The organism is Nocardia sp. NPDC056952, assembly GCF_042674185.1.
Taxonomy (GTDB): Bacteria; Actinomycetota; Actinomycetes; order Mycobacteriales; family Mycobacteriaceae; genus Nocardia.
This window is the reverse complement of sequence record NZ_JBHURA010000020.1, coordinates 24,650-43,757: the sequence shown is the minus strand read 5'-3', so window position 1 is coordinate 43,757 and position 19,108 is coordinate 24,650. Positions and strand designations below refer to the sequence as shown.

The 19,108-nt window shown below is 67.9% G+C and carries 19 protein-coding genes; 12 read left to right on the top strand and 7 right to left on the bottom strand.

What is annotated here, in order from left to right:
* Positions 1-354: 354 nt before the first annotated feature.
* Positions 355-915, top strand: coding sequence for a vancomycin high temperature exclusion protein (locus ACFTS5_RS33625; protein WP_378639259.1), 561 nt, complete (start codon positions 355-357; stop codon positions 913-915).
* Here ACFTS5_RS33625 and ACFTS5_RS33620 read toward each other — a convergent pair.
* Positions 842-1,495, bottom strand: a complete 654-nt coding sequence (locus ACFTS5_RS33620; RefSeq protein ID WP_378639257.1) for a hypothetical protein — start codon at positions 1,493-1,495, stop codon at positions 842-844. The two genes, ACFTS5_RS33625 and ACFTS5_RS33620, sit on opposite strands and share 74 nt — an antisense overlap.
* Positions 1,496-1,703: 208 nt before the next feature.
* Here ACFTS5_RS33620 and ACFTS5_RS33615 point away from each other — a divergent pair, with 208 nt between their 5' ends.
* On the top strand, positions 1,704-4,994 hold the full coding sequence (locus ACFTS5_RS33615; RefSeq protein ID WP_378639254.1) for a DEAD/DEAH box helicase: 3,291 nt from the start codon (positions 1,704-1,706) through the stop codon (positions 4,992-4,994).
* Here ACFTS5_RS33615 and ACFTS5_RS33610 read toward each other — a convergent pair.
* The 3 genes from ACFTS5_RS33610 to ACFTS5_RS33600 form a co-directional block, all read right to left on the bottom strand.
* Positions 4,976-6,034 (bottom strand): class I SAM-dependent methyltransferase, encoded by a 1,059-nt coding sequence (locus ACFTS5_RS33610; RefSeq protein ID WP_378639252.1) that lies wholly within the window; start codon positions 6,032-6,034, stop codon positions 4,976-4,978. The genes ACFTS5_RS33615 and ACFTS5_RS33610 overlap by 19 nt on opposite strands.
* A gap of 97 nt (positions 6,035-6,131) precedes the next feature.
* Positions 6,132-6,587, bottom strand: a complete 456-nt coding sequence (locus ACFTS5_RS33605) for a PTS glucose transporter subunit IIA (protein ID WP_378639250.1) — start codon at positions 6,585-6,587, stop codon at positions 6,132-6,134.
* The gene (locus ACFTS5_RS33600; protein WP_101469146.1) at positions 6,584-6,814 is read right to left on the bottom strand and encodes a glucose PTS transporter subunit EIIB; all 231 of its coding nucleotides are present in this window, start codon (positions 6,812-6,814) and stop codon (positions 6,584-6,586) included. Before ACFTS5_RS33600 ends, ACFTS5_RS33605 begins: the two co-directional genes overlap by 4 nt.
* A 228-nt stretch (positions 6,815-7,042) precedes the next feature.
* Between ACFTS5_RS33600 and ACFTS5_RS33595 the strand changes: the two genes are divergently transcribed.
* The 6 genes from ACFTS5_RS33595 to ACFTS5_RS33570 all read left to right on the top strand — a co-directional run bounded on the left by ACFTS5_RS33595 (position 7,043) and on the right by ACFTS5_RS33570 (position 13,169).
* Positions 7,043-8,389 (top strand): PTS transporter subunit EIIC, encoded by a 1,347-nt coding sequence (locus tag ACFTS5_RS33595; RefSeq protein ID WP_378639247.1) that lies wholly within the window; start codon positions 7,043-7,045, stop codon positions 8,387-8,389.
* A 4-nt stretch (positions 8,390-8,393) separates the two neighbouring features.
* Positions 8,394-8,657, top strand: a complete 264-nt coding sequence (locus tag ACFTS5_RS33590; protein WP_378639244.1) for an HPr family phosphocarrier protein — start codon at positions 8,394-8,396, stop codon at positions 8,655-8,657.
* Positions 8,657-10,321, top strand: a complete 1,665-nt coding sequence (ptsP, locus tag ACFTS5_RS33585; protein ID WP_378639242.1) for a phosphoenolpyruvate--protein phosphotransferase — start codon at positions 8,657-8,659, stop codon at positions 10,319-10,321. The genes ACFTS5_RS33590 and ptsP overlap by 1 nt, the downstream gene beginning before the upstream one ends.
* 142 nt (positions 10,322-10,463) lie before the next feature.
* The gene (locus ACFTS5_RS33580; RefSeq protein ID WP_378639239.1) at positions 10,464-11,636 is read left to right on the top strand and encodes an N-acetylglucosamine-6-phosphate deacetylase; all 1,173 of its coding nucleotides are present in this window, start codon (positions 10,464-10,466) and stop codon (positions 11,634-11,636) included.
* Positions 11,636-12,415 (top strand): glucosamine-6-phosphate deaminase, encoded by a 780-nt coding sequence (gene nagB, locus ACFTS5_RS33575; RefSeq protein ID WP_378639237.1) that lies wholly within the window; start codon positions 11,636-11,638, stop codon positions 12,413-12,415. Before ACFTS5_RS33580 ends, nagB begins: the two co-directional genes overlap by 1 nt.
* Position 12,416: 1 nt before the next feature.
* Positions 12,417-13,169: a copper homeostasis protein CutC gene (locus ACFTS5_RS33570; protein ID WP_378639234.1), complete on the top strand. Its 753-nt coding sequence runs from the start codon at positions 12,417-12,419 to the stop codon at positions 13,167-13,169.
* Between the two features lie 25 nt (positions 13,170-13,194).
* On the opposite strand, the gene ACFTS5_RS33565 is transcribed toward ACFTS5_RS33570, so the two are convergent.
* A complete protein-coding gene (locus ACFTS5_RS33565; protein WP_378639231.1) occupies positions 13,195-13,836 on the bottom strand; it encodes an HD domain-containing protein in 642 nt (213 codons plus the stop codon).
* A gap of 73 nt (positions 13,837-13,909) precedes the next feature.
* Positions 13,910-14,578: a class I SAM-dependent methyltransferase gene (locus ACFTS5_RS33560; protein ID WP_378639229.1), complete on the bottom strand. Its 669-nt coding sequence runs from the start codon at positions 14,576-14,578 to the stop codon at positions 13,910-13,912.
* 99 nt (positions 14,579-14,677) lie between these two features.
* Here ACFTS5_RS33560 and ACFTS5_RS33555 point away from each other — a divergent pair, with 99 nt between their 5' ends.
* Positions 14,678-15,256 (top strand): TetR/AcrR family transcriptional regulator, encoded by a 579-nt coding sequence (locus ACFTS5_RS33555; RefSeq protein WP_358124343.1) that lies wholly within the window; start codon positions 14,678-14,680, stop codon positions 15,254-15,256.
* On the opposite strand, the gene ACFTS5_RS33550 is transcribed toward ACFTS5_RS33555, so the two are convergent.
* The gene (locus tag ACFTS5_RS33550; RefSeq protein ID WP_378639225.1) at positions 15,192-15,494 is read right to left on the bottom strand and encodes a hypothetical protein; all 303 of its coding nucleotides are present in this window, start codon (positions 15,492-15,494) and stop codon (positions 15,192-15,194) included. The two genes, ACFTS5_RS33555 and ACFTS5_RS33550, sit on opposite strands and share 65 nt — an antisense overlap.
* Before the next feature lie 244 nt (positions 15,495-15,738).
* Between ACFTS5_RS33550 and ACFTS5_RS33545 the strand changes: the two genes are divergently transcribed.
* The 3 genes from ACFTS5_RS33545 (at position 15,739) to ACFTS5_RS33535 (ending at position 19,104) form a co-directional block, all read left to right on the top strand.
* Positions 15,739-16,689, top strand: a complete 951-nt coding sequence (locus tag ACFTS5_RS33545) for an NAD(P)H-dependent flavin oxidoreductase (protein ID WP_378639222.1) — start codon at positions 15,739-15,741, stop codon at positions 16,687-16,689.
* Positions 16,690-16,749: 60 nt separating this feature from the next.
* On the top strand, positions 16,750-17,304 hold the full coding sequence (locus ACFTS5_RS33540; RefSeq protein WP_378639219.1) for a TetR/AcrR family transcriptional regulator: 555 nt from the start codon (positions 16,750-16,752) through the stop codon (positions 17,302-17,304).
* A 69-nt stretch (positions 17,305-17,373) separates the two neighbouring features.
* A complete protein-coding gene (locus tag ACFTS5_RS33535; RefSeq protein ID WP_378639216.1) occupies positions 17,374-19,104 on the top strand; it encodes an alpha/beta fold hydrolase in 1,731 nt (576 codons plus the stop codon).
* Positions 19,105-19,108: the final 4 nt, after the last annotated feature.

Here is a 19,108-nt window from a genome sequence, read left to right as displayed (position 1 = left end):
TGAGTTCTCAAAGAACACACGCACACACTTCTACCCACAACTTCTCGTCGGGGTTTCGGTGAGGCAAGGGTTCAAACTTAGCTCAGACAACCGGCTGGAAGCAAATCCGTACCAGTCTGTCTGAACACGCAGTCAGTCAGGCGCTCATCGTCCTACCTCGTGTCTCGGCCGCTGGGCGGCTGAGTCGGTGTCCGTGTCGCTCTGACTGGAATAAAGTTACGTGCCGACAATTGCAATGTCAAATCCCCTAGTCAGGGGATATTTTCGCAGTGTTCATGTATGAAAGTGCGCATGGCGGAGGAACATAGCGGGAAGCGTCGGCGGTTGCGTCGCATCGCGAGAGCCGGACTTGTCGTGGCGGGTGGCCTGGTGTTGGTGACGGCTGGGGCGAACATCGCTATGTGGACTTTGTCGTCCGGCCATAGAAGTGATGGGGCGGCCGCGCCCAGCGCACCCGTCGTGATCGTCCCAGGTGCCAAAGTCGGGACGGACGGAACTCCGATGGCCTATCTACGGGGACGTCTCGATGTAGCGATCGAGTTGGTCGAAGCGGGCAAGGCCGAGCAGATTCTGTTGTCCGGGGATGCCGGCGGTTCGTCGGGCGACGAGATCGCGTCGATGACGCGCTATCTACTCGACCACGGCATCGACCCGGCCATCGTCCGATCCGATCGTGCCGGCCTTTCCACGCGGGAGACCTGCGAGCGGGCGAAGTCGCTGTTCGGCATCGACCGGGCGATCATCGTGAGCCAGTATCACCACCTCCCCCGCGCGGTCGCACTGTGCCGGGCCGCGGGTATCGAGGCCGACGGGGTGGTGGCTTATTGCGAGTGCAGGCAGGTCACCGAGGTACGCAACAACGTTCGTGAATGGCTGGCAGCGCCGAAAGCCGTGGCGGAGATGCTTCTGCGCTGACAGCGTGCCGGGAGCGCAGAGAAGCGATGAACTGCCGCCATCTGCCGGGCCGTGCCGACCGCCGCACGGGAGGTCCTGTGACGAGAGGTGGGGACACCAGTGCGTAAGGCGGTCCTGCCATGAGGTTGCGGCACCCCTGTCGAATCTGTTCGCGGATGGTGGTGGGGTCGGCGAACTCCAGGTACTCCGACATCACCTCGAACTCCCTGGCCAGGTCTTCCAGATCCGGTGCGGGTGGGTCCGGGTATCCGGCGAGCTCCCGAAGCTGACCGGTGATCTCACCCAGGTGGTCGGCCGGCGCGGCATCATCTGCCAGCAGGGCTGTCGCGTGAGCTCGTGCCAGCCCGACCCTGACGTCGACTTCCCGCGCCCTCCAGTCGTGCACGAGCCCGAGCTCGGCCATCGCGGTGCGGAACAGTTCAGGAGCTGCGCCACAGTCCGTCCGGTGCAGACAGGCGAGCGCTACCAATGCCGGACTGTCGAGTCCACGCGCGAGCGCCTCGGCGGCGGCCATCGACAGGTCCTCGCCGTTGAGCTCACCGAGCACGAATCGGTCTGCGGCGTGGGCCAAGTCGTCCATGGTCTCAGCGTGCGCTGCGCGAGGGTGATGGGTCAAAGGGTTTTCCGGGGCGGTTGTGGGCGGCGAGGTGCTCGCCGCGGCGGCAGGACCAGCGCCGATGTTCTCGCCACGGCAGGCGGGACCGCCGGGGTGACGTGCTCGGGGAATCCGGATCGCGTACCGTGATCGGGGTTGTCTGCAATGATCGCCGACCGGATTGGGGTGCATCGTGGGCGGTTCCGAGCACGCCGCGCGGCTCGTGCGTTTCTGGCAGACCGTGGAGTTGTTCGATCCGCAGCTGGTTCCCGACGTCGAGACCGACGGACTGGTGGTCGATCTCGCGCCCGACGACCGCGCGCCATGGGAAAACCTCGCCGCGCTGCCCGCGTTGAAAACCGGGCGAGTGTGGCAGTTCGTCGTGTACGGCGGACTGTTCGAGGTGGGGCGCGCGCGGGAAGCGCTGGTGCGGACCTTCGGCGAGGATCAGCTGGAGGCCGACGCCCGACGGGCCGGGACCACAGCGGCTTTCGCGGTGACGTTGACCGACGGCGGAATGGTTGTCGAAGGCTCGGCGACGTTGTCCGGGCTGGCGTGGGCTGTGAACCGGCTGCGCGCACCGGGGCCCGGCGACATCGGCTGGGCCGACGGATTCGACCACGACTCGGCGGCATTCACCGCCGCGCTCGACACGCTGACGCGAGAAACTCACCCCGATGCCGAACAGATGGGTCCGGCGCCGCGGTGGCGTGCGCTGGACGTGGCGGGCCGCGGGGTCGCGGCTTCGGTGCTCGCGGCGGGGGCGGATGGCGTCATCTCGCCCGGTCTCGCCGGGATGTCGGCGTTGGCCTTCGCGGAACGGTTTGCCGTCCGGCCTGAGGACGACGTCGTCGAGGCCCCCCGATTGACCGGCCGCGACCTGCAGATCTTCACCGGTGAACTGTGTGCCGCGTTGGGGATTCGATCGGAATTGCGGGCCGGCGGTGTGCGGGTGGCGTGCGTCCAGGTCGCGGCGCGCGACGCCGACAGTGATGCCGCCGAGGATCGCCTGAACAGCGGGCTCGGCACGGACCTCGCCGAGCTCGCGAAAGCGGTGGAGCGCGGCGATATCGGTGCGGCACTGCGTGACTATCTCGCGGCGGCGGAATCGCTGCCGCTCGATGACCGGATCGATGTCCGTCGACGCCAGGACGCGGTCGTCGAGGGCCTGCTCCCGCACCTCATTCCGGACGGACGCTGGCCGGGCGATCCACTGGTCTCCGGACAGCAGTTCGCGGTCGATCGCGCACTGGCCGAATTGCGCGACGACGCGGGCATTTTCGCGGTGCACGGCGCGCCGGGCACCGGGACGACGACGATGCTGCGAGACCTGCTGGCCGGAATTCTGGTCGAGCGGGCCGCGCAGCTGGCGGCGTTCGACGATCCGATGGCGGTGTTCGCCGGAATCACCGAGCAGGTGCAGGTGGCGAAGAACTACACGGTGGGCGCGCACCGATTGGCGAACTGTGTGACCGGCTTCGAAGTGGTGCTGGCGACCGGCAGCGACGCCACCGCGGCCGATGTGGTCGCCGAGATCCAGCATCGCGACGCGATCGATGGCGAGCTCAATCACTTCACCGACCTGGCCGAACTCGTCGGCGGCGCACCGGCGTGGGGGCTGGTCGCGGCAGCGCTGGGCGGGACCCGACGCACGTTCGCCGAACAGTTCTGGTTCGGGGACCGATTCGCCACCGAGCGCAAGGCCGGCACACCGAACGGCGGGATGCTCGACATCCTCAAGCAGGCCGAGGCCGACCCGGATTCGATTCCCGATTGGCCGACCGCGGTGCGGGATTTCACCACTCGCCGCGCCGAGGTGCGCAGACTCGCGCAGGCGCGCCAGAACGTCGCCGACGCGGTCGCCGAGCTGCCGGCCATGAACGCGGGGTTGCAGTCGACGGCGGCCGAGATCGCCAACGCCGATGACGCGCACGCGCACTGGCGCGAACGTCATCAGCTGGCCACCGAGCATCTGCGGGCCGCGCAGGCCGCGCACCACCGGGCGGGCAAATTCCTCAGCGAGCACGGTGGGCAGAAGCCGGGGTTCGTGGCCTCGCTCTCGACAGGATTCCGGGCCGGACGGCGGTGGAGTGCGCGCAGCAACGAATTGCTGCGCGAACGACATATCGCCGAGGCGGAGATGCGGCGGCGCCAGACCGAGGTCGAGTACACGCGGGAGCAGTGGGCGCAGGCCGCCGAGCACGGCCGCACGCTGATTCGCGAACACGTCGAGCTGACGGAGCGACGGGCGGCGGCGCTGGACGTTATCGAGCGGGGGCGCGAGAACTGGTCGCGCACCATCCCGTTCGGTGATGTGGCGGGCGACGACGAGCAGTTCCAGCTGTGCAACCCGTGGGCGGACGAGCACTACGCGAGCGCGCGGCGTGAGCTGTTCCTGTCGGCATTGAAGTTGCACCGCGCGTTTCTGCTCAACGCGGCCCCGCGGATTCGCGACAATCTCATCGTCGCCATCGCGTTGATCCGTGGTGAGCTCGCGGTGGAGCCGAAGCCGGAAACCGTCGCGGCGGCGTGGCAGACGCTGTTCTTCGCGGTGCCGATGATCACCACGACCTTCACCGCGCTGCCCCGGCTGTTCGCCGGGCTGGGGTCCGAGGCCATCGGATGGCTGTTCGTCGACGATGCCGGGCAAGCTGCGCCGCAGTCGGTGGCCGGTGGGTTGTGGCGGGCTCGGCGGGCGGTGATCGTCGGTGATCATCGTCAGCTGGGACCTGTCGGTGTGCTGCCCACGTCGGCGCAGGAGGCATTCGTACAGCAGTACGGGCTCGATGCGGAGTGGATGCCGGATCAGGCGTCGGCACGCCAGGCGGCTGACCGTGGGGTGCGGTACGGGACCTGGCTGATGCCCTCCGATTCGGTCGCGCCGGTGTGGGTCGGCACCCCGCTGCGGGTCCATCGTCGCAGTGACCGGCCGATTTTCGAGCTCACGCATCACATTGCCTATGACGACGATCTGCTGGTGTTCGCCACGCCGGATCGACCGGAGTTTCCCGGGCACGATCGGTGGATCGATGTCCGATCCGCACGGGCCGAAGGCAATTGGATCCCCGGCGAAGGGGAAGCGCTCGCCGCCTTGCTCGCGCGGTTGACCGAGGACGGGGTGGCAGCAGCCGATATCCGTGTGGTCAGCCCGTTCCGCGACGTCGCCCATGGCGCGCAGGAGATCGCGCGTGAGGTGCTCGGTGCGGAGTTCGCGGAGCGGCAGGTGGGCACTGTCCATGCGATGCACGGCAATTCGGCCGAGGTCGTGGTGCTGATACTGGGGACATCACCCGCAGCGGGCGGGTCGCGACGGTGGGCGGCGACGAATCCGAATGTGCTCAACACGGCGGTGTCGCGGGCTCGGCGGCGGGTCTACGTGATCGGCAACTACCGATTGTGGAGCAGCCAGCGCTATTTCGACGATCTCGCCAGGCGCTGGACGGTCGAGACCGAACAGCTCGCCGATCAGACCGTGAGCCGGTAGAACCGCCAGAATCCGAAGTTCTCGATCGGGAGGACGTCCACGGCGGTGAAACCTGCCTTCTCGGCGTATTCCCCCAGTTTCGCCGTGCGCATGACGGTGCCGGTGCCCGCGGAGCCGGGATGTGCCATGCCGTCGGGCAGGCAGACCAGCAGGCTGAACCCGTACATCAGGCGGTCGATATCGCTCGCCGGCGCGGTGAATTCCGGCGCGACGGCCTCATCCATGATGATCACCGCGCCGCCCGGACGCAGGGCTTTGCGCATCGAGGTCAGCACCGCGACGGGGTGTGGCATGTCATGCACGCACTCGAACGCGAACAGCGCGTCGTAGGCGGATTCGGGGAGGTCGGTGGCGGCGTCGGCGTGGTGGAAACGGACGCGATCGCCGAGTTCGGTGGCATTTTCGGTGGCCATCCGCACCGAGGGCTGATCGATGTCGTAGCCGTCGACCGCCAGCTCCGGGTAGGCGCGGGCAAGGGCGATCGCGGACCAGCCGCCGCCTGAGCCGATGTCGGCAGCCTTGGCACCGGGGCGTGACAGCAGCGCGTGGATATCGGTGACCCCGGCCAGATCTGTCGCGAGACGCCGCTCGAACCAGGGGCGGTTCATGTCCGACTGGGATTCGCGCATGTCGGCGCCGTAGTCGGACCAGCCCACGCCACCGCCATCACGGTAAGCACGCACCAACGCGGGCATCTGGACGGCGGCACCGGCCAGCATACGAGCCAGTGGCGCAAGGTAATCGAGACTGTTCGGGTCGGTGAGAACCTCGGCGGCGCCGGCGGGCAGGGCGAACCGCCCGTCCGCGGCCACCGTCAGAATCCCGGTCGCCGCCTGCTGCTCGAGCCACTCCTGCGCGTACCGGCGATCCCCACCCGCCCGCGCGACCAACTCACCCGCATCCGCGGGCCCACCCTCGACCAACGCCCGATACCAGCCGAGCCGATCCCCGAGATGCACCGCCAGAATATCGATGGCCCCGAGCGCGGCCCCGAACAACCGCTCGGCGAACTGCTCACTGGATTGCTCAGCCCCGGTCACCGGTCACCCTCCTGTCGACGCGATACGGATCGACGCCGACCCGCTGATACGGACTACGGGTCGGCCCGCCGAAAGGTTCAGCAGCAGGTCAGGGTGGCTACGGCGAATCGAACAGGAGGTTGCCGGATTCGACGGTGGTGCCGATGGTGTCGGTGTAGACGGAGTCTTTTGCCGAGTCCATGACTACGACGGGGCAGATGACCGAGTAGCCGGTGGCGGCGGTTTTCGTCGGGTCGAAGGTGACGATGGGGGCGCCGGCTTCCACGGTGTCGCCTTCGGTGGCGAGCAGTTCGAAGCCTTCGCCTTTGAGTTTCACAGTGTCGATGCCCAGGTGGACCAGGACGCCGACACCGTTGCCGAAGATGACGAAGGCGTGGGGGTGGAGTTTGAGGATCTTGCCCGCGATGGGGGCCGTCACCATCAGGGTGCCGCGGGTGCGGTCGGGGTCGAGCGCGATGCCGGAGCCGACGATCTGCTCGGCGAAGACCTGATCGGGGACCTCGGACAGGGCCACCACCTTGCCGGGCAGCGGAGCGATGACCGGGATGCTCACAGAATGTCCTCGATGTCGTCGGCCAGGGTGTCGGCTTCGGGGCCGACGACGACCTGCACGACCGTGCCCGACTTGAGGACGCCGTGGGCGCCCGCGGCCTTGAGAGCGGCCTCGTCGACCTTGCTACCGTCCTTCACCTCGGTGCGCAACCGGGTGATGCAGGCCTCGATCTCGACGATGTTGTCCGCGCCGCCCAAGCCCTGGACGATCGCTTCCGCTTTGGACATCTGTTCTCCCTTTCGGCGGTGGTTGCCAGTACCAGTATGGGAGTCTCGAATGTGCGCCACATCATATTCAGCGGTTGACATCCGACCTCCACCTGGTCAAACTGGCAACTGGTTATGACCGGACAGTACCCGTCAGGTACACCGGTTCACAACAGTTAACCCGGATCGGCGGGCAAGCCGGTCCTCCCTCGCCGAGACCGCCGCAAAGCCGGCACGAAGAAGGTCGACATGACTGCCGTTACCGACACACCCAAACAAGAATCGAAGGTGTTCGCGGGATTGCAGCGCCTCGGTCGCAGCCTCATGCTGCCGATCGCGGTGCTCCCCGCGGCGGGCATCCTGCTGCGCATCGGCCAGGACGACCTCCTCGGCCGCTTCTCCGCGCTGGAGAGCACCGCCTCGGTCATCTCAGCAGCCGGGCAGGCCGTGTTCACCTGGCTGCCGCTGATCTTCGCCGTCGGTATCGCGATCGGCTGGGCGAAGAAGGCCGACGGGTCGACGGCGCTGGCCGCGGTGGTCGGCTACATGGTGATCAACGGCGTGTTCGAAGCGATGTCACCGATCGTGCTCGAAGGGAAAACCGACCCGAAGGGCGCGCAGGCGCTGATCAACTACGGCGTCCTCGCCGGCATCGTGATGGGTCTGCTGTCGGCGATGCTGTGGCAGCGGTTCTATCGCACGAAGCTGCCCGACTTCCTCGGCTTCTTCAACGGCAGGCGGCTGGTGCCGATCCTGACCGCGTTCACCGGCCTCGTCGTCGGCGTCGGCATGGCGTTCCTGTACCCGGCCTTCAATTCCGCGCTCACCTGGGTGGGCGAGACCGTCGCGGACAACTCGGTCGTCGGTGGCGGCATCTACGGCGCGGCCAACCGCCTGCTCATCCCGACCGGTCTGCACCACATCCTGAACTCCACGGTCTGGTTCCTCGTCGGCGACTACACCGATGCCTCCGGCCAGCTCGTGCGCGGTGACCTCAACCGCTTCTTCGCCGGTGATCCGACCGCGGGCACGTTCATGACGGGCTTCTTCCCGATCATGATGTTCGCGCTTCCCGCTGCCGCGCTGGCCATTTGGCGCAACGCGCGGCCGTCGCAGAAGAAGCTGGTCGGCGGCATCATGCTGTCGACCGGTCTGACCGCGTTCGTCACCGGCATCACCGAGCCGCTGGAGTTCTCGTTCATGTTCGTGGCGTGGCCGCTGTATGTGGTGCACGCGATCTTGACGGGCACGTCGATGGCGCTGGTGAACGCGCTCGGTATCCACGACGGATTCACGTTCTCCGCCGGTGCGATCGACTACCTGCTGAACTTCGGCAAGGCCACCAATGCCTGGATGCTGATCCCGATCGGGCTGGGTTACGCGATGATCTACTACGTGCTCTTCAGCTTCGTGATCAAGAAGTGGAACCTGCGCACGCCGGGTCGCGAGGCGGAAACCGATGTCGAAGCCGGTGTGCCCGACGCGGCCCTGGTCGAAGCGGAGGCTGCCCAGACCGCCACGGGCGATACTCGAACCGACGCACCCTCGGTCGCCGAAGTCGAAACGAAGCTGGACAAGAAACTGGAAGGTGAGTGAGGCAATGAGCACCCGCACCGTCATCGTCGGATCCGAGGTGGGGCTGCACGCGCGGCCCGCCGCGAAACTCACGCAGGCCGTGCAAGCCGCGGGGGTGCCGGTGCGGATCTCGCTGAGAGGTGGCGAACCGGTCGATGCGGCCAGCGTGCTCGCGGTGATGACGCTGGGTGCGAGACACGGGGCCGAGGTAACGCTGCACGCCGAAGGCGCCGATGCCGTTCTGGACCAGCTGGCCGAACTCATCGCCTCGGACCTGGACGCCGCCTGATGGCCGAACAGGTGATCCGTGGACTCGGGGTGAGCCCGGGAGTGGTGTGCGCGCCGTGGTTGCGGTTCGGTTCGCAGCTCGAGACGTCGGCGCACGATCCCGTCGGCGGCTCGGTCGCCGACGAGCTCGCACGGGTCAAGGAGGCGCTCGGTGGCGTGTCCGACGAGATGACCGCCAGGGCCGCGCGGGTGAGTGGTGTCGCGGCGGAGATTCTTTCGATGTCGGCGACGATGGCCCGTGATCCGGGCATCGTCGCCGCAACAGAGAAGGAGCTCGCCGCCGGGATGCCGACGGCGCACGCGGTGCACCTGGCGTTCGAGGGATTCTGCGCGAAGCTGGAAGCACTCGGCGGGTACATGGCCGAGCGGGCGACCGATCTGCGCGATATCGGCGGGCGGACCGTCGCGGTGCTGCTCGGGCTGCCGATGCCGGGCATTCCGGAGCCGGGGTATCCGTTCGTGCTGGTGGCACGGGATCTCGCACCTGCCGATACGGCGATGCTGGGTGACAGTGATGTGGTCGGGTTGCTCACCACCGAGGGCGGGCCGACCAGCCACACCGCGATTCTCGCGAAGTCTCTCGCCTTGCCCGCGGTGGTGAACTGTCCGGATACCGATCGGCTCGTCGACGGTGTGCCGGTGCTGCTCGACGGCACCACAGGTGAGGTCGTGATCGATCCGAGTCCCGAGCATCAGCGGGCAGCTCTCGAACAGGCAGCGGCGGCCAAAGCGCGGATCGCGGCGGCCAGCGGGCCGGGACATACCGCTGATGGGACGCCGGTGCAGCTGCTGGTGAACATCGGCACCGTCGACGACGCGGCGAAGGCCGGACCCGTCGACAGTGAGGGGGTCGGCCTGTTCCGCACCGAGTTCATGTATCTCGGGAAGACGTCCGCGCCATCGCTGGATGAGCAGACCGCCTCGTATACAGCGGTTCTCGAACAGTTCGCCGGTCGACGAGTCGTAGTGCGGACACTCGACGCCGGGTCGGACAAGCCGCTGCCGTTTCTCGATCTCGGCACCGAGGAGAATCCGGCGCTCGGTGTGCGCGGGCTGCGGATCGGCACGGTGTTCCCGGAAACTCTGGCCACGCAGCTCACGGCTCTCGCCCGTGCGGGCGAGGCCACGGGCGCCGACCTGTGGGTGATGGCGCCCATGGTCGCCACTGCCGACGAGGCTGCCGGATTCGCTTCACTGGCAAGGGAATCCGGGTTGACCAAGGTCGGGGCGATGATCGAGATCCCGGCGGCCGCGTTGCGTGCCGCTGATCTGCTCGCGCATCTCGACTTCGTCAGCATCGGAACCAACGATCTGAGCCAGTACACGTGCGCGGTGGATCGAATGGCGGGCGGGCTCGCGCAGCTGCTCGATCCGTGGCAGCCCGCGGTGCTCGACCTGATCGCGATGGTCGGTGCGGCCGGCGCGGCGGCGGGTAAATCGGTGGGGGTGTGCGGTGAGGCGGCGTCGGATCCGACGTTGGCGCCGGTGCTGGTGGGGCTGGGCGTGACGAGTTTGTCGATGTCGGTGCCCGCGTTGCCCGCGGTAAGGGCTGCGTTGGCCGCGGTGGATGCGCAGCGGTGCCAGGACGCGGCCGATGCTGCGCGTGCGGCACGGAATCCGCAGGTTGGGCGTGCGGCGGTCGCGGCGATCATCGGGCGGGCGTGAAAAAGGTTGTTGTGCACGTGGTCCGGCCGTCGGCCGGATCGCGATGCGGTGTCCGGTGGCGGTCCGCGATCGCTGTGGTGGATGCCGTATCGGGTCGTTCAGGTGTTGGAGCCGGGCACGGCTGCGGTGATGGGGAAGGTTCGTGGTGACGGGAATCGTGCGCGGTCGTCTCGTCGGGACGGTCGAGGGTGACATCGCCGACGGCGTCGTCGAATTCGAGGACGGGCTGATCACCTGGGTCGGCGATGTAGCGAATCATTCTGCACCGGAAAGTCTTCCAGCATCCAGTGACGATCTGATACTTCCGGGATTGATCGATCTGCACTGTCATGGTGGAGCCGGGTTCGGGTTTCCCAATGCTGATGCGGACGGCGCTCGGGTCGCGGCGGCGCATCATCGGGCGCACGGCACCACCGGGCTGCTGGGGAGCTTGGTGTCGGATCAGCCGGAGGTGCTGGTCGCACAGGCGGCGATGCTGGCCGATCTTGTCGAGGACGGGGCATTGCTCGGGGTGCATCTCGAGGGCCCGTTCATCAATGCGATCCGCTGCGGGGCGCAGGATCCCGCGGCGATCATTCCCGGCGATCCCGCGTTGTTCGAGCGGCTCTACGCGGCCGCGCGCGGCACGGTGCGGTCGATGACAGTGGCTCCCGAAACCGCGCATTTCGATGAACTGCTCGCCGCGATGCGCCGACATGATGTGCTGCCCAGCCTCGGGCACACCGATGCCGATGCCGCGACCACCGCGGCGCGCATCGCCGAGGCCAGTGGTGGCCCTGTCACCGCCACGCACCTGTTCAACGGGATGCCCGCATTGCATCACCGCTCCCCCGGGCCGGTCGCCGCCTGTCTGGCCGCGGCCGGGCGAGGCCAGATGGTGGTCGAATTGATCGCTGACGGTGTGCATTTGGCGCCGGAGACGGTGACGATGGTGTTCGATACCGTCGGCCCGGATCAGGTCGCGCTGGTGTCCGATGCGATGGCGGCGGCGGGCATGAGCGACGGCGACTACCGGCTGGGCGCTCTCGATGTTCAGGTGCACGACGGCGTTGCCCGGCTGGCCACCGACGACGGTTCGCCCGGGGCGATCGCGGGGGGCACGGCACGGCTCGTCGACGTGCTGCGCTGGACCGTCGACGTCGCGGGCATACCGCTGTCCGATGCGGTCGTCTCCGCGACTCGAACCCCTGCTCGTGTCCTCGGTCTCGAGGGCGAACGCGGCAGTCTCACCGTCGGCGCGCGTGCCGACATTCTTGTCACCGACCACTCATTGCGGCCGCGGCGCGTGCTCGTCGCCGGAACGGAAGGAATCTGATGGAGATCGTGATCCGGGCTGACGAAAACGAAGTGGCGAGTACGGTCGCCGATATCGTCGGCGGCTATGTGCAGGGCGGTAACGCGATCCTCGGCTTGGCTACCGGGTCGTCGCCGCTGGGGAGCTATCAGGAGCTGGCGCGCCGGTACCGCGAGGGCGAGCTGGACTTCACCACCGCCAGCGCCTTCCTGCTCGACGAGTACGTCGGTTTGCCGAAAGACCATCCGCAGTCGTATTTCTCGGTCATCCGGTCGGAGTTCGTCGACCATGTGAACCTGGATCCCGCACGGGTGCTGAGCCCGAACGGGGAGGCCGGTGATGTCGCGGGTGAGGGCCGCCGGTACGACGCGGCCATCGCCGCCGCGGGTGGGGTCGACGTGCAGTTGCTGGGGATCGGCACCGATGGGCACATCGGGTTCAACGAGCCCGGGTCGGCGCTCACCTCGCGCACGCGCGTGAAGACACTGACCGAACAGACGCGTAAGGACAACGCGCGCTTTTTCGACGGGCCGGAGAATGTGCCGCATCACGTGCTCACCCAGGGCCTCGGCACCATCAACGAGGCCAGGCATCTGGTGATGATCGCGCTCGGCGCCGGCAAGGCCGATGCGATCGCCGCCGCCGCCGAAGGGCCCTTGTCGGCGTTCTGCCCGGCCTCGGTCATGCAGTGGCATCCCCATGTCACCGTGGTGATCGACGAGGCCGCGGCGAGCAAGTTGAAGCTGGCGGACTACTACAAGTACGCGCTGGCGAACAAGCCTGCCTGGCAGTCGTTCTGACGTGACCGCCCTCGAGTTCGCGGTGCAGGACGCGGCGGGCGCGCTCGGTGCTCGCCGCGTCGGGGCGGATCGGGTGGAATTGTGTGCGGCGCTGGGTAGTACGGGTGGGCTCACGCCCAGCATCGGAACGATCGAGGCTGTGGTGGGAACCGGGATTCCCGTCCACGTCCTGATCCGGTGCCGGGCAGGGGGCTTCGTATACGCCGACGCCGATGAACTGGCGGTGATGAACGCCGATGCGCGGGCGGCGATTTCGGCCGGTGCCGCCGGGCTGGTGATCGGGGCGCTCACCCCGGACCACCGGGTCGACGTCGAAGGGTTGAGCCGTGTGCTCGATGACGTTCCTATCGAAGGCATAGAGCTGACCTTTCACCGTGGGATCGATCAGATTCGCGACCGCGAGACCGCGCTGGACACCCTGATCGCCGGTGGCATGACCAGGGTTCTCACCTCGGGTGGGGCATCTGCTTGCGCCGCGGGACTCGATGAGCTGGCCGCGATGGTCGTACACGCGGCAGGCCGCATCCAGATCATGGCGGGTGGCGGGATCACCGTCGACGACATCGCGGCACTACACCGGGCAGGCGTGGACGCGATTCACCTCTCGGCCCGACGTGTCATCGCTGACGACGGCGGCCCGGGCGGAGGTGGCACGTCCGGCCACGAGCAACTGGACGAGGAACTCGCCGCGGCCGCGGCCACTCAACTGGCGGCCATGGACCGGTCAGCCATCCGCGGCGACCCGACAGCCTGATCGGGCGCGCGATCGAGCGGTCGGATCAGGCGCGCTCGGCCAGGATCAACTCCGCCTCGCCGGGGTCGCAGTCGAAAGCCGCCTGTACCGCGGCGACGGCCTTGTCGTGTTCGCCTGCCGCGACCAGCTGGTCGATGTCGGCCCACAGATCGATGGGCGGGGCCACCGACGGGTCGAGGCGGAGGTCGAGCCGTTCCCACATGCGAGCCACGGTGGGGTCATCGGCGAGGAGTCCGCCGAGGTGGGCCTTGAAGGCGGGATGTTCGGTGCGGTACATGCCCATCCAGCTGCTGGCGGGTGGGCTGGCCTCGGCATTGGCGGTGCGGTCGGCGAGTTTGAGGATCACGGCTCTGGGGTGGGCGGCGATCTTGGTGTAGGCGTTCTGGTTTCGCGCCTTGCGATCGGGGCCGATGCCGGTGACCGCCCAGACCAGATCGAGAACCGCACGCCCGAAACGGGATTCGACATCTTCCGCCGTGACGGGGGTGTCTTCGACGACGTCGTGGAGCCACGCCGCGAGGGCGAGTTCACCGCCGTAGCCGAAATCGTCGAGGACACCCCGAACGGCCGCGAGATGGGTGATGTAGGGATGGACGCCGTAGCGCTGGTCGCCATGTGCCGCGATGGCGAATTCCCGCGCTTCGATTTCGCGCTGATCGAACTCCATGCCGCACCCCCGTGCTCGATTGGTGATCGTGTCGAGATCGACCCTAGCCGAGGGCACCGACAGGTTGCCGGGATCAGTGATGGGCGACCGGTTTCCGCGCGGTCAGGATGCCGGTCTGGTCGCGGCTCTGGGTATAGCCGAGATCGGTGAAGCCGACCGCCTCGACCCGATCGGCATAGTGGCGGATGTCGGCGTCGGCGAACGGATCGCCGCCGCGTCCGAGAAACACGGAGAGCACGGCCCGCATCCGGGGAGAGGGCGATGCGTCGGCGAGCAGCAGATGTCCGCCCGGTCGCAGCACCCGCCACATCTCGGCGATCGCGGCGTCACGCTGCGGCTCGGGGATGTGATGCATGACGAAAGTGCAGGTGACAACGTCGAATTCGGCATCGGGCAGGGGTAGCGACTGTGCCGGGCCCACCACGTAGCGATGGCGTGTGGCGCGGTCCCGGGCACTGTTGCCGGCGACCGCCGTAGCCGAGGGATCGGCGCCGACCGCGGCGCCGTTCGGTCCGACCGCATCGCCGAGCGCGCGGACCAGTTTGCCGGGCCCACAACCGATATCGAGTGCCCGCGCACCCGGGCGCGCACCGGAACGGGTGACGAATTCGGCGAGCAGACGACGGTGCCTGCCCAGGAAGAACACCGTGGTGAAGAGGTTGTAGCGACGCAGGCCCGCGATGACCAGGCCGGTGCCCGCATCGTCGACGAACATGGGGGTGAGAAGCTGATTTCGGGACATGAGTTCATCGTCGGGCGCTGCCGCGCACGTCACCAGGAGCAGAATCGCCGGAGGTGTCCGTTATCGAACAGATCCGGGGAAACCGTGCAGGAGGAAGCGATGGCCGAGCACCCTGATCGCCGGGTTCGACGCACCAGGGACACGCTGCACAAAGCGCTGATCGAGCTGATGATCGAGCGCGGCTACGACAAGGTGACCGTGAGCGACATCATCGGCCGCGCCGACGTGGGGCGATCCACCTTCTACGCGCACTACCGCGACAAGGACGACCTGCTGCTGGTGAGCTGCACCGAGTTCCTGCGCCGCGAGATCATCCGCACGACAACACCGGGTTCTCCGCTCGCGCCGCTGCGCGTGATGTTCCATCTCGCCGCGCAGTATCCCGAGGTGTATCGCCCGCTGATCGGGCCGAAGGCCACCGCCACCGTCGTGCGCGCCTACCGGCAGTGTGTCGCCGAACTGGTCGGTGAGCTCCTCGGTGAGCAGCCGGCGGGCACGATCGAGTTCCTGTCGTGGGCATTGCTCGGCGTGCTGGGTCCGGTGATCGAGCCGACCGCGCCGACACCACCGGCCCAGGCGTGGCAGCGGTTCGAAACGCTCGCGCTGTACGGGCTCACTGGCTCCGGCGGCGCAGGTCCGGCCACGGCGGGCGACGCAGAATCGCCAGCGCCGCGATGACCCCGGTGAGCAGGCCGATCCATTCGCCGAGCTGAGCGATGCGATTGGCGTCCATCGCGGGCGTCCAGTGCGCGCGCCCTTCGTGGACGACGAACACACCGACCGGACGAGGGTGCCGCAACGGACCGCCACCGCGCGAGACGGTGATGACCGTAGCGCCGCCGGACGTGTCGATCGGCTCGCCGAACACGATCGGCGGCTCGGTCACCAGCTGTTCGACGCGATCTCTGATCGTCATCGCCATCCTGTCTCGTCGTCCGGCATTGTCGTCGAACATACGCCCACCGCGTATCCGGCGCCGAGGTTCGTTCCCCGCGGCGCGCCACCGATCGCCGGAGCGAGCCGCGTGACGAATTTCGTTGTCACCCATTCCTTTCCGAATCGGCCACCAGCCCACCGATCCCGGCACGCATCGCTTCGGGAATGCTCCGCCGATCAGCTGCCATGATGGATGGGTCATAGCCGTGGCGAAAGGTGCACCGATGTCAGAGCAGACGCTGTCGACACAGTGGTCACGATCGCTGGGGCTGCGGGTGCCGCTGGTGAACGCGCCGATGGGCGGCGCGGCCGGTGGACGGCTCGCGGCGGCGGTGAGCGCGGCGGGTGGGCTCGGGATGATCGGCATGGGCAGTGCGGGATCGGTGGCGGCGTTGCGCCGCGAACTGGCTGTCGCCGGAGCACCGGACGGGATCGGGCTGGTCGACTGGGTCCGCGCCCGCGAAACCGGGCTGCTCGAGGCTGCGATCGCCGCGGGTCCACGGATCATCTCGGTCAGTTTCGGCACTGATTTCTCCTGGGTCCCCCAGGTGCGGGCGGCGGGCATTCTCGCCGTCACCCAGGTGTACGACGCACCGGGCGCCCACCGCGCGCAGGACGCGGGTATCGACATTCTGGTGGCGCGCGGCAGCGAAGGCGGCGGCCACGGCGCCGACCGGCTGGCCTTGCTGCCGCTGCTCGACGCCGTCCTCGACATCGCGACCGTCCCGGTCCTGGCCGCCGGTGGCATCGGCTCCGGGCGCACGCTCGCGGCCGTGCTCGCGGCGGGAGCGGCGGGTGCTTGGCTCGGGACCTGTCTGGCCGCCGCCGAGGAATCACTGCTGCCCGAATCCGCCCGCCTCGCGATGCTCGCCGCCGACTCCAGTAGCACCACTGTCACCACCGCGTTCGACGAGGCCCTCGATCTGCCCTGGCCACCGATCTATCCGGCGCGCGTCCTGCGCAACGAGTTCACGGATCCGTGGTCACGACTCGAAGGCGACGACGTGCCCGATTCCGACCGACTTCGCGCGGCGATCGCGGAGGACGATCCTCGGCTCGCACCGGTGGATGCGGGTCAGGGTGTCGGATTGGTGACCCATATCGAGCCTGCGGCGGCCATTATCGGCCGGCTCTGCGAGGACGCGGCCGAGCTGCTGGCGTCACGCCACGAGTAAGGCCGGTCGCGACAGGAGCGATCCGTTGCAAAAATATGTAGATCGGTCTAGTTTGAGCGGGTGGGCAAAAAGGGAGCCGAGACGCGGTGCAAGTTGATCAGGGCGACGCGGTCGCTGATCGAGTCGCACGGATACTTCGGCGCCGGGCTCAATCAGATCGTGCAGGAGAGCGGTGCGCCGCGCGGGTCGCTGTACTTCCATTTCCCGGGCGGTAAGGACGAATTGGTGGCGGCGGCGCTCGCCGAGAGCGGCACCGACATCGCGACGATCATCCGCACGGTCGAGGCGACGGACGCGCGAGATTTCGCGCGAAAGATGGTGAACCTGCTGGGCGATCAGCTGGAAGCGTCGGACTGGACCATCGGGTGCCCGGTGGCGGCCGTCGCGCTGGACACCGCATCGACCAACGATGCTGTGCAGCAGGCCTGTTCGGCGACCTATCGGCTCTGGGAGGAGGCGATCCGGGAACGACTGATCGGATTCGGCCATCCCGAACCCGAACGGATCACCACGGTCGCGCTCGCCCTGATCGAAGGCGGGCTGGTGCTGGCCCGCACCCACCGGTCCCGCCAACCACTTCAGCACCTCGCCGACACCATCGACGTGCTGATCTGAGCCGTTCCGGCCCACGGCTCGAGTCTTATCCCGAAAATATGTAAATCGGTCTACTGAAAGTTGGACACCATGACACACACCGACTCCATCGTTTTCGGCGCCGCCGGGTTCATCGGCCGCTCCGTGGTCGCCGAATTGCTGCGAAACGGGAACACCGTCACCGCCGCGCTGCGTGCGGGTAGTCAGGATCGGCTGCGGACCTGGCTCGACGGGCAGAGTGTCGACACCGCCGGTTTGACCATCACCACCACCGATATCGGCGAACCGGATCTCGCGCTGGGCGACACCGTCGAAGGGGTGCGCGATGTGTACAACGCGGCCGCGTTGATGAAGTTCGGGCTGGATGCGGAGGTGGCGCGGCGGGTCAACCTCGACGGGGCGGTGCACGTGCTGGAATGGGCCGCACGGCAACCGGATCTGCGGCGCATCGTCCACATCACCGGCTATCGCGCGGCCGACGACGGGGGTGAGCAGGACTACGGCAACGGCGCGTACGAGGCGTCGAAGGTCGAGGCCGATGCCCTGCTGCGGCGGCTCGCGGCCGAGCGTGACATCCCGCTGACCATGGCGAATCCGGCCGGAGTGCTCGGACCCGGCCAGTACTTCGGGCTTTCCGACATCATCGACAATCTCTGGCAGGGTCGGTTGCCCGCGCTGCCGGGGTCGGCCGACACTTTCGTTCCGGTGGTCGATCTCGACTACGTGGCCCGGTTCATCGTGGGGCTACCCACCCAAGCCGATACGGTCGGCAGGTCCTATCCGCTGCTGGATGCCGCGACTCCCATACTGCCCGAACTGATCCGGCTCGTCGCCGACCATCTGCACGTCGCCGCACCGCGCTTCACGCTGCCGACTGCACTGGTGCGCCGGCTTCCTCGCGCCCTGACCCATGCCGATCCCGAAGCGCTGTCCTTCCTCAGCAGCGATCGGTACGACACCAGCCGAAGCGACGTCATCGCACGGCGTCTCGGCATCGGCCACCCGCCTGTCGACGAACTGCTGCGCACCTACGCCGACGGGATCGTCGCCGGCCGCAACGGCACCGTCACACCCACACCGAAATCCGGATTCCGTGACGGGACATGGTTGGTCGGCGAGCGAACCGACCCGGAATATGTGCTGTTGCACGGCATTCCGCTCGACAGCGAATCATGGTCCGACGTGGTGCGGGAGTTGGATGCCCCTACCCTGGCAGCCGACCTTCCCGGGCTCGGGCGCTCGGCGGTGTCCGCGCAGTCGACCGGTGACTGGATGGAGGAACTGATGGCGCCGGTGCGGACGCGACCGGTCATCGTCGGTCATTCGCTGGGCTCCTGGGCCGCAATCGAATTCGCGTTGCGCCACCCTGATCGGGTGTCACGGCTGGTACTGATCGCGCCCGCGTTCCTCCAGCAGCCCGCCTCCCGGCTGACGGGTTCGCCCATCGCCGCCGAGGTCGTCAAGCGGATGTCCGCCGCGACAGCGGCCGCGCGACTGGGCATTCCGGAAGGTCCGGCCATCACCTCCGCTCTCGCGGATCTGCGACGACCTGCTGTCGCCCAGCGCACCTGGGCGGCCCTGCGCGCCGCCGGTGCCTCCCGAGACGAACTCGCCGCGAAACTGACCCTGGTCACCGTTCCGGTCGACATCATCGTCGGTTCGGACGACCCACTGGTCGAGCCGACCGATCGGCCGGTCACCACGATCACCGGCACCGGGCACTACCCGCAGCTGACCCATCCGGATCTGGTCGCGCGCGCCCTGCGGGGCGAATCGGTCTCTGCTGCACCGCAAGACCACCCGACGAGCAGCGGCCGCTAGTTGG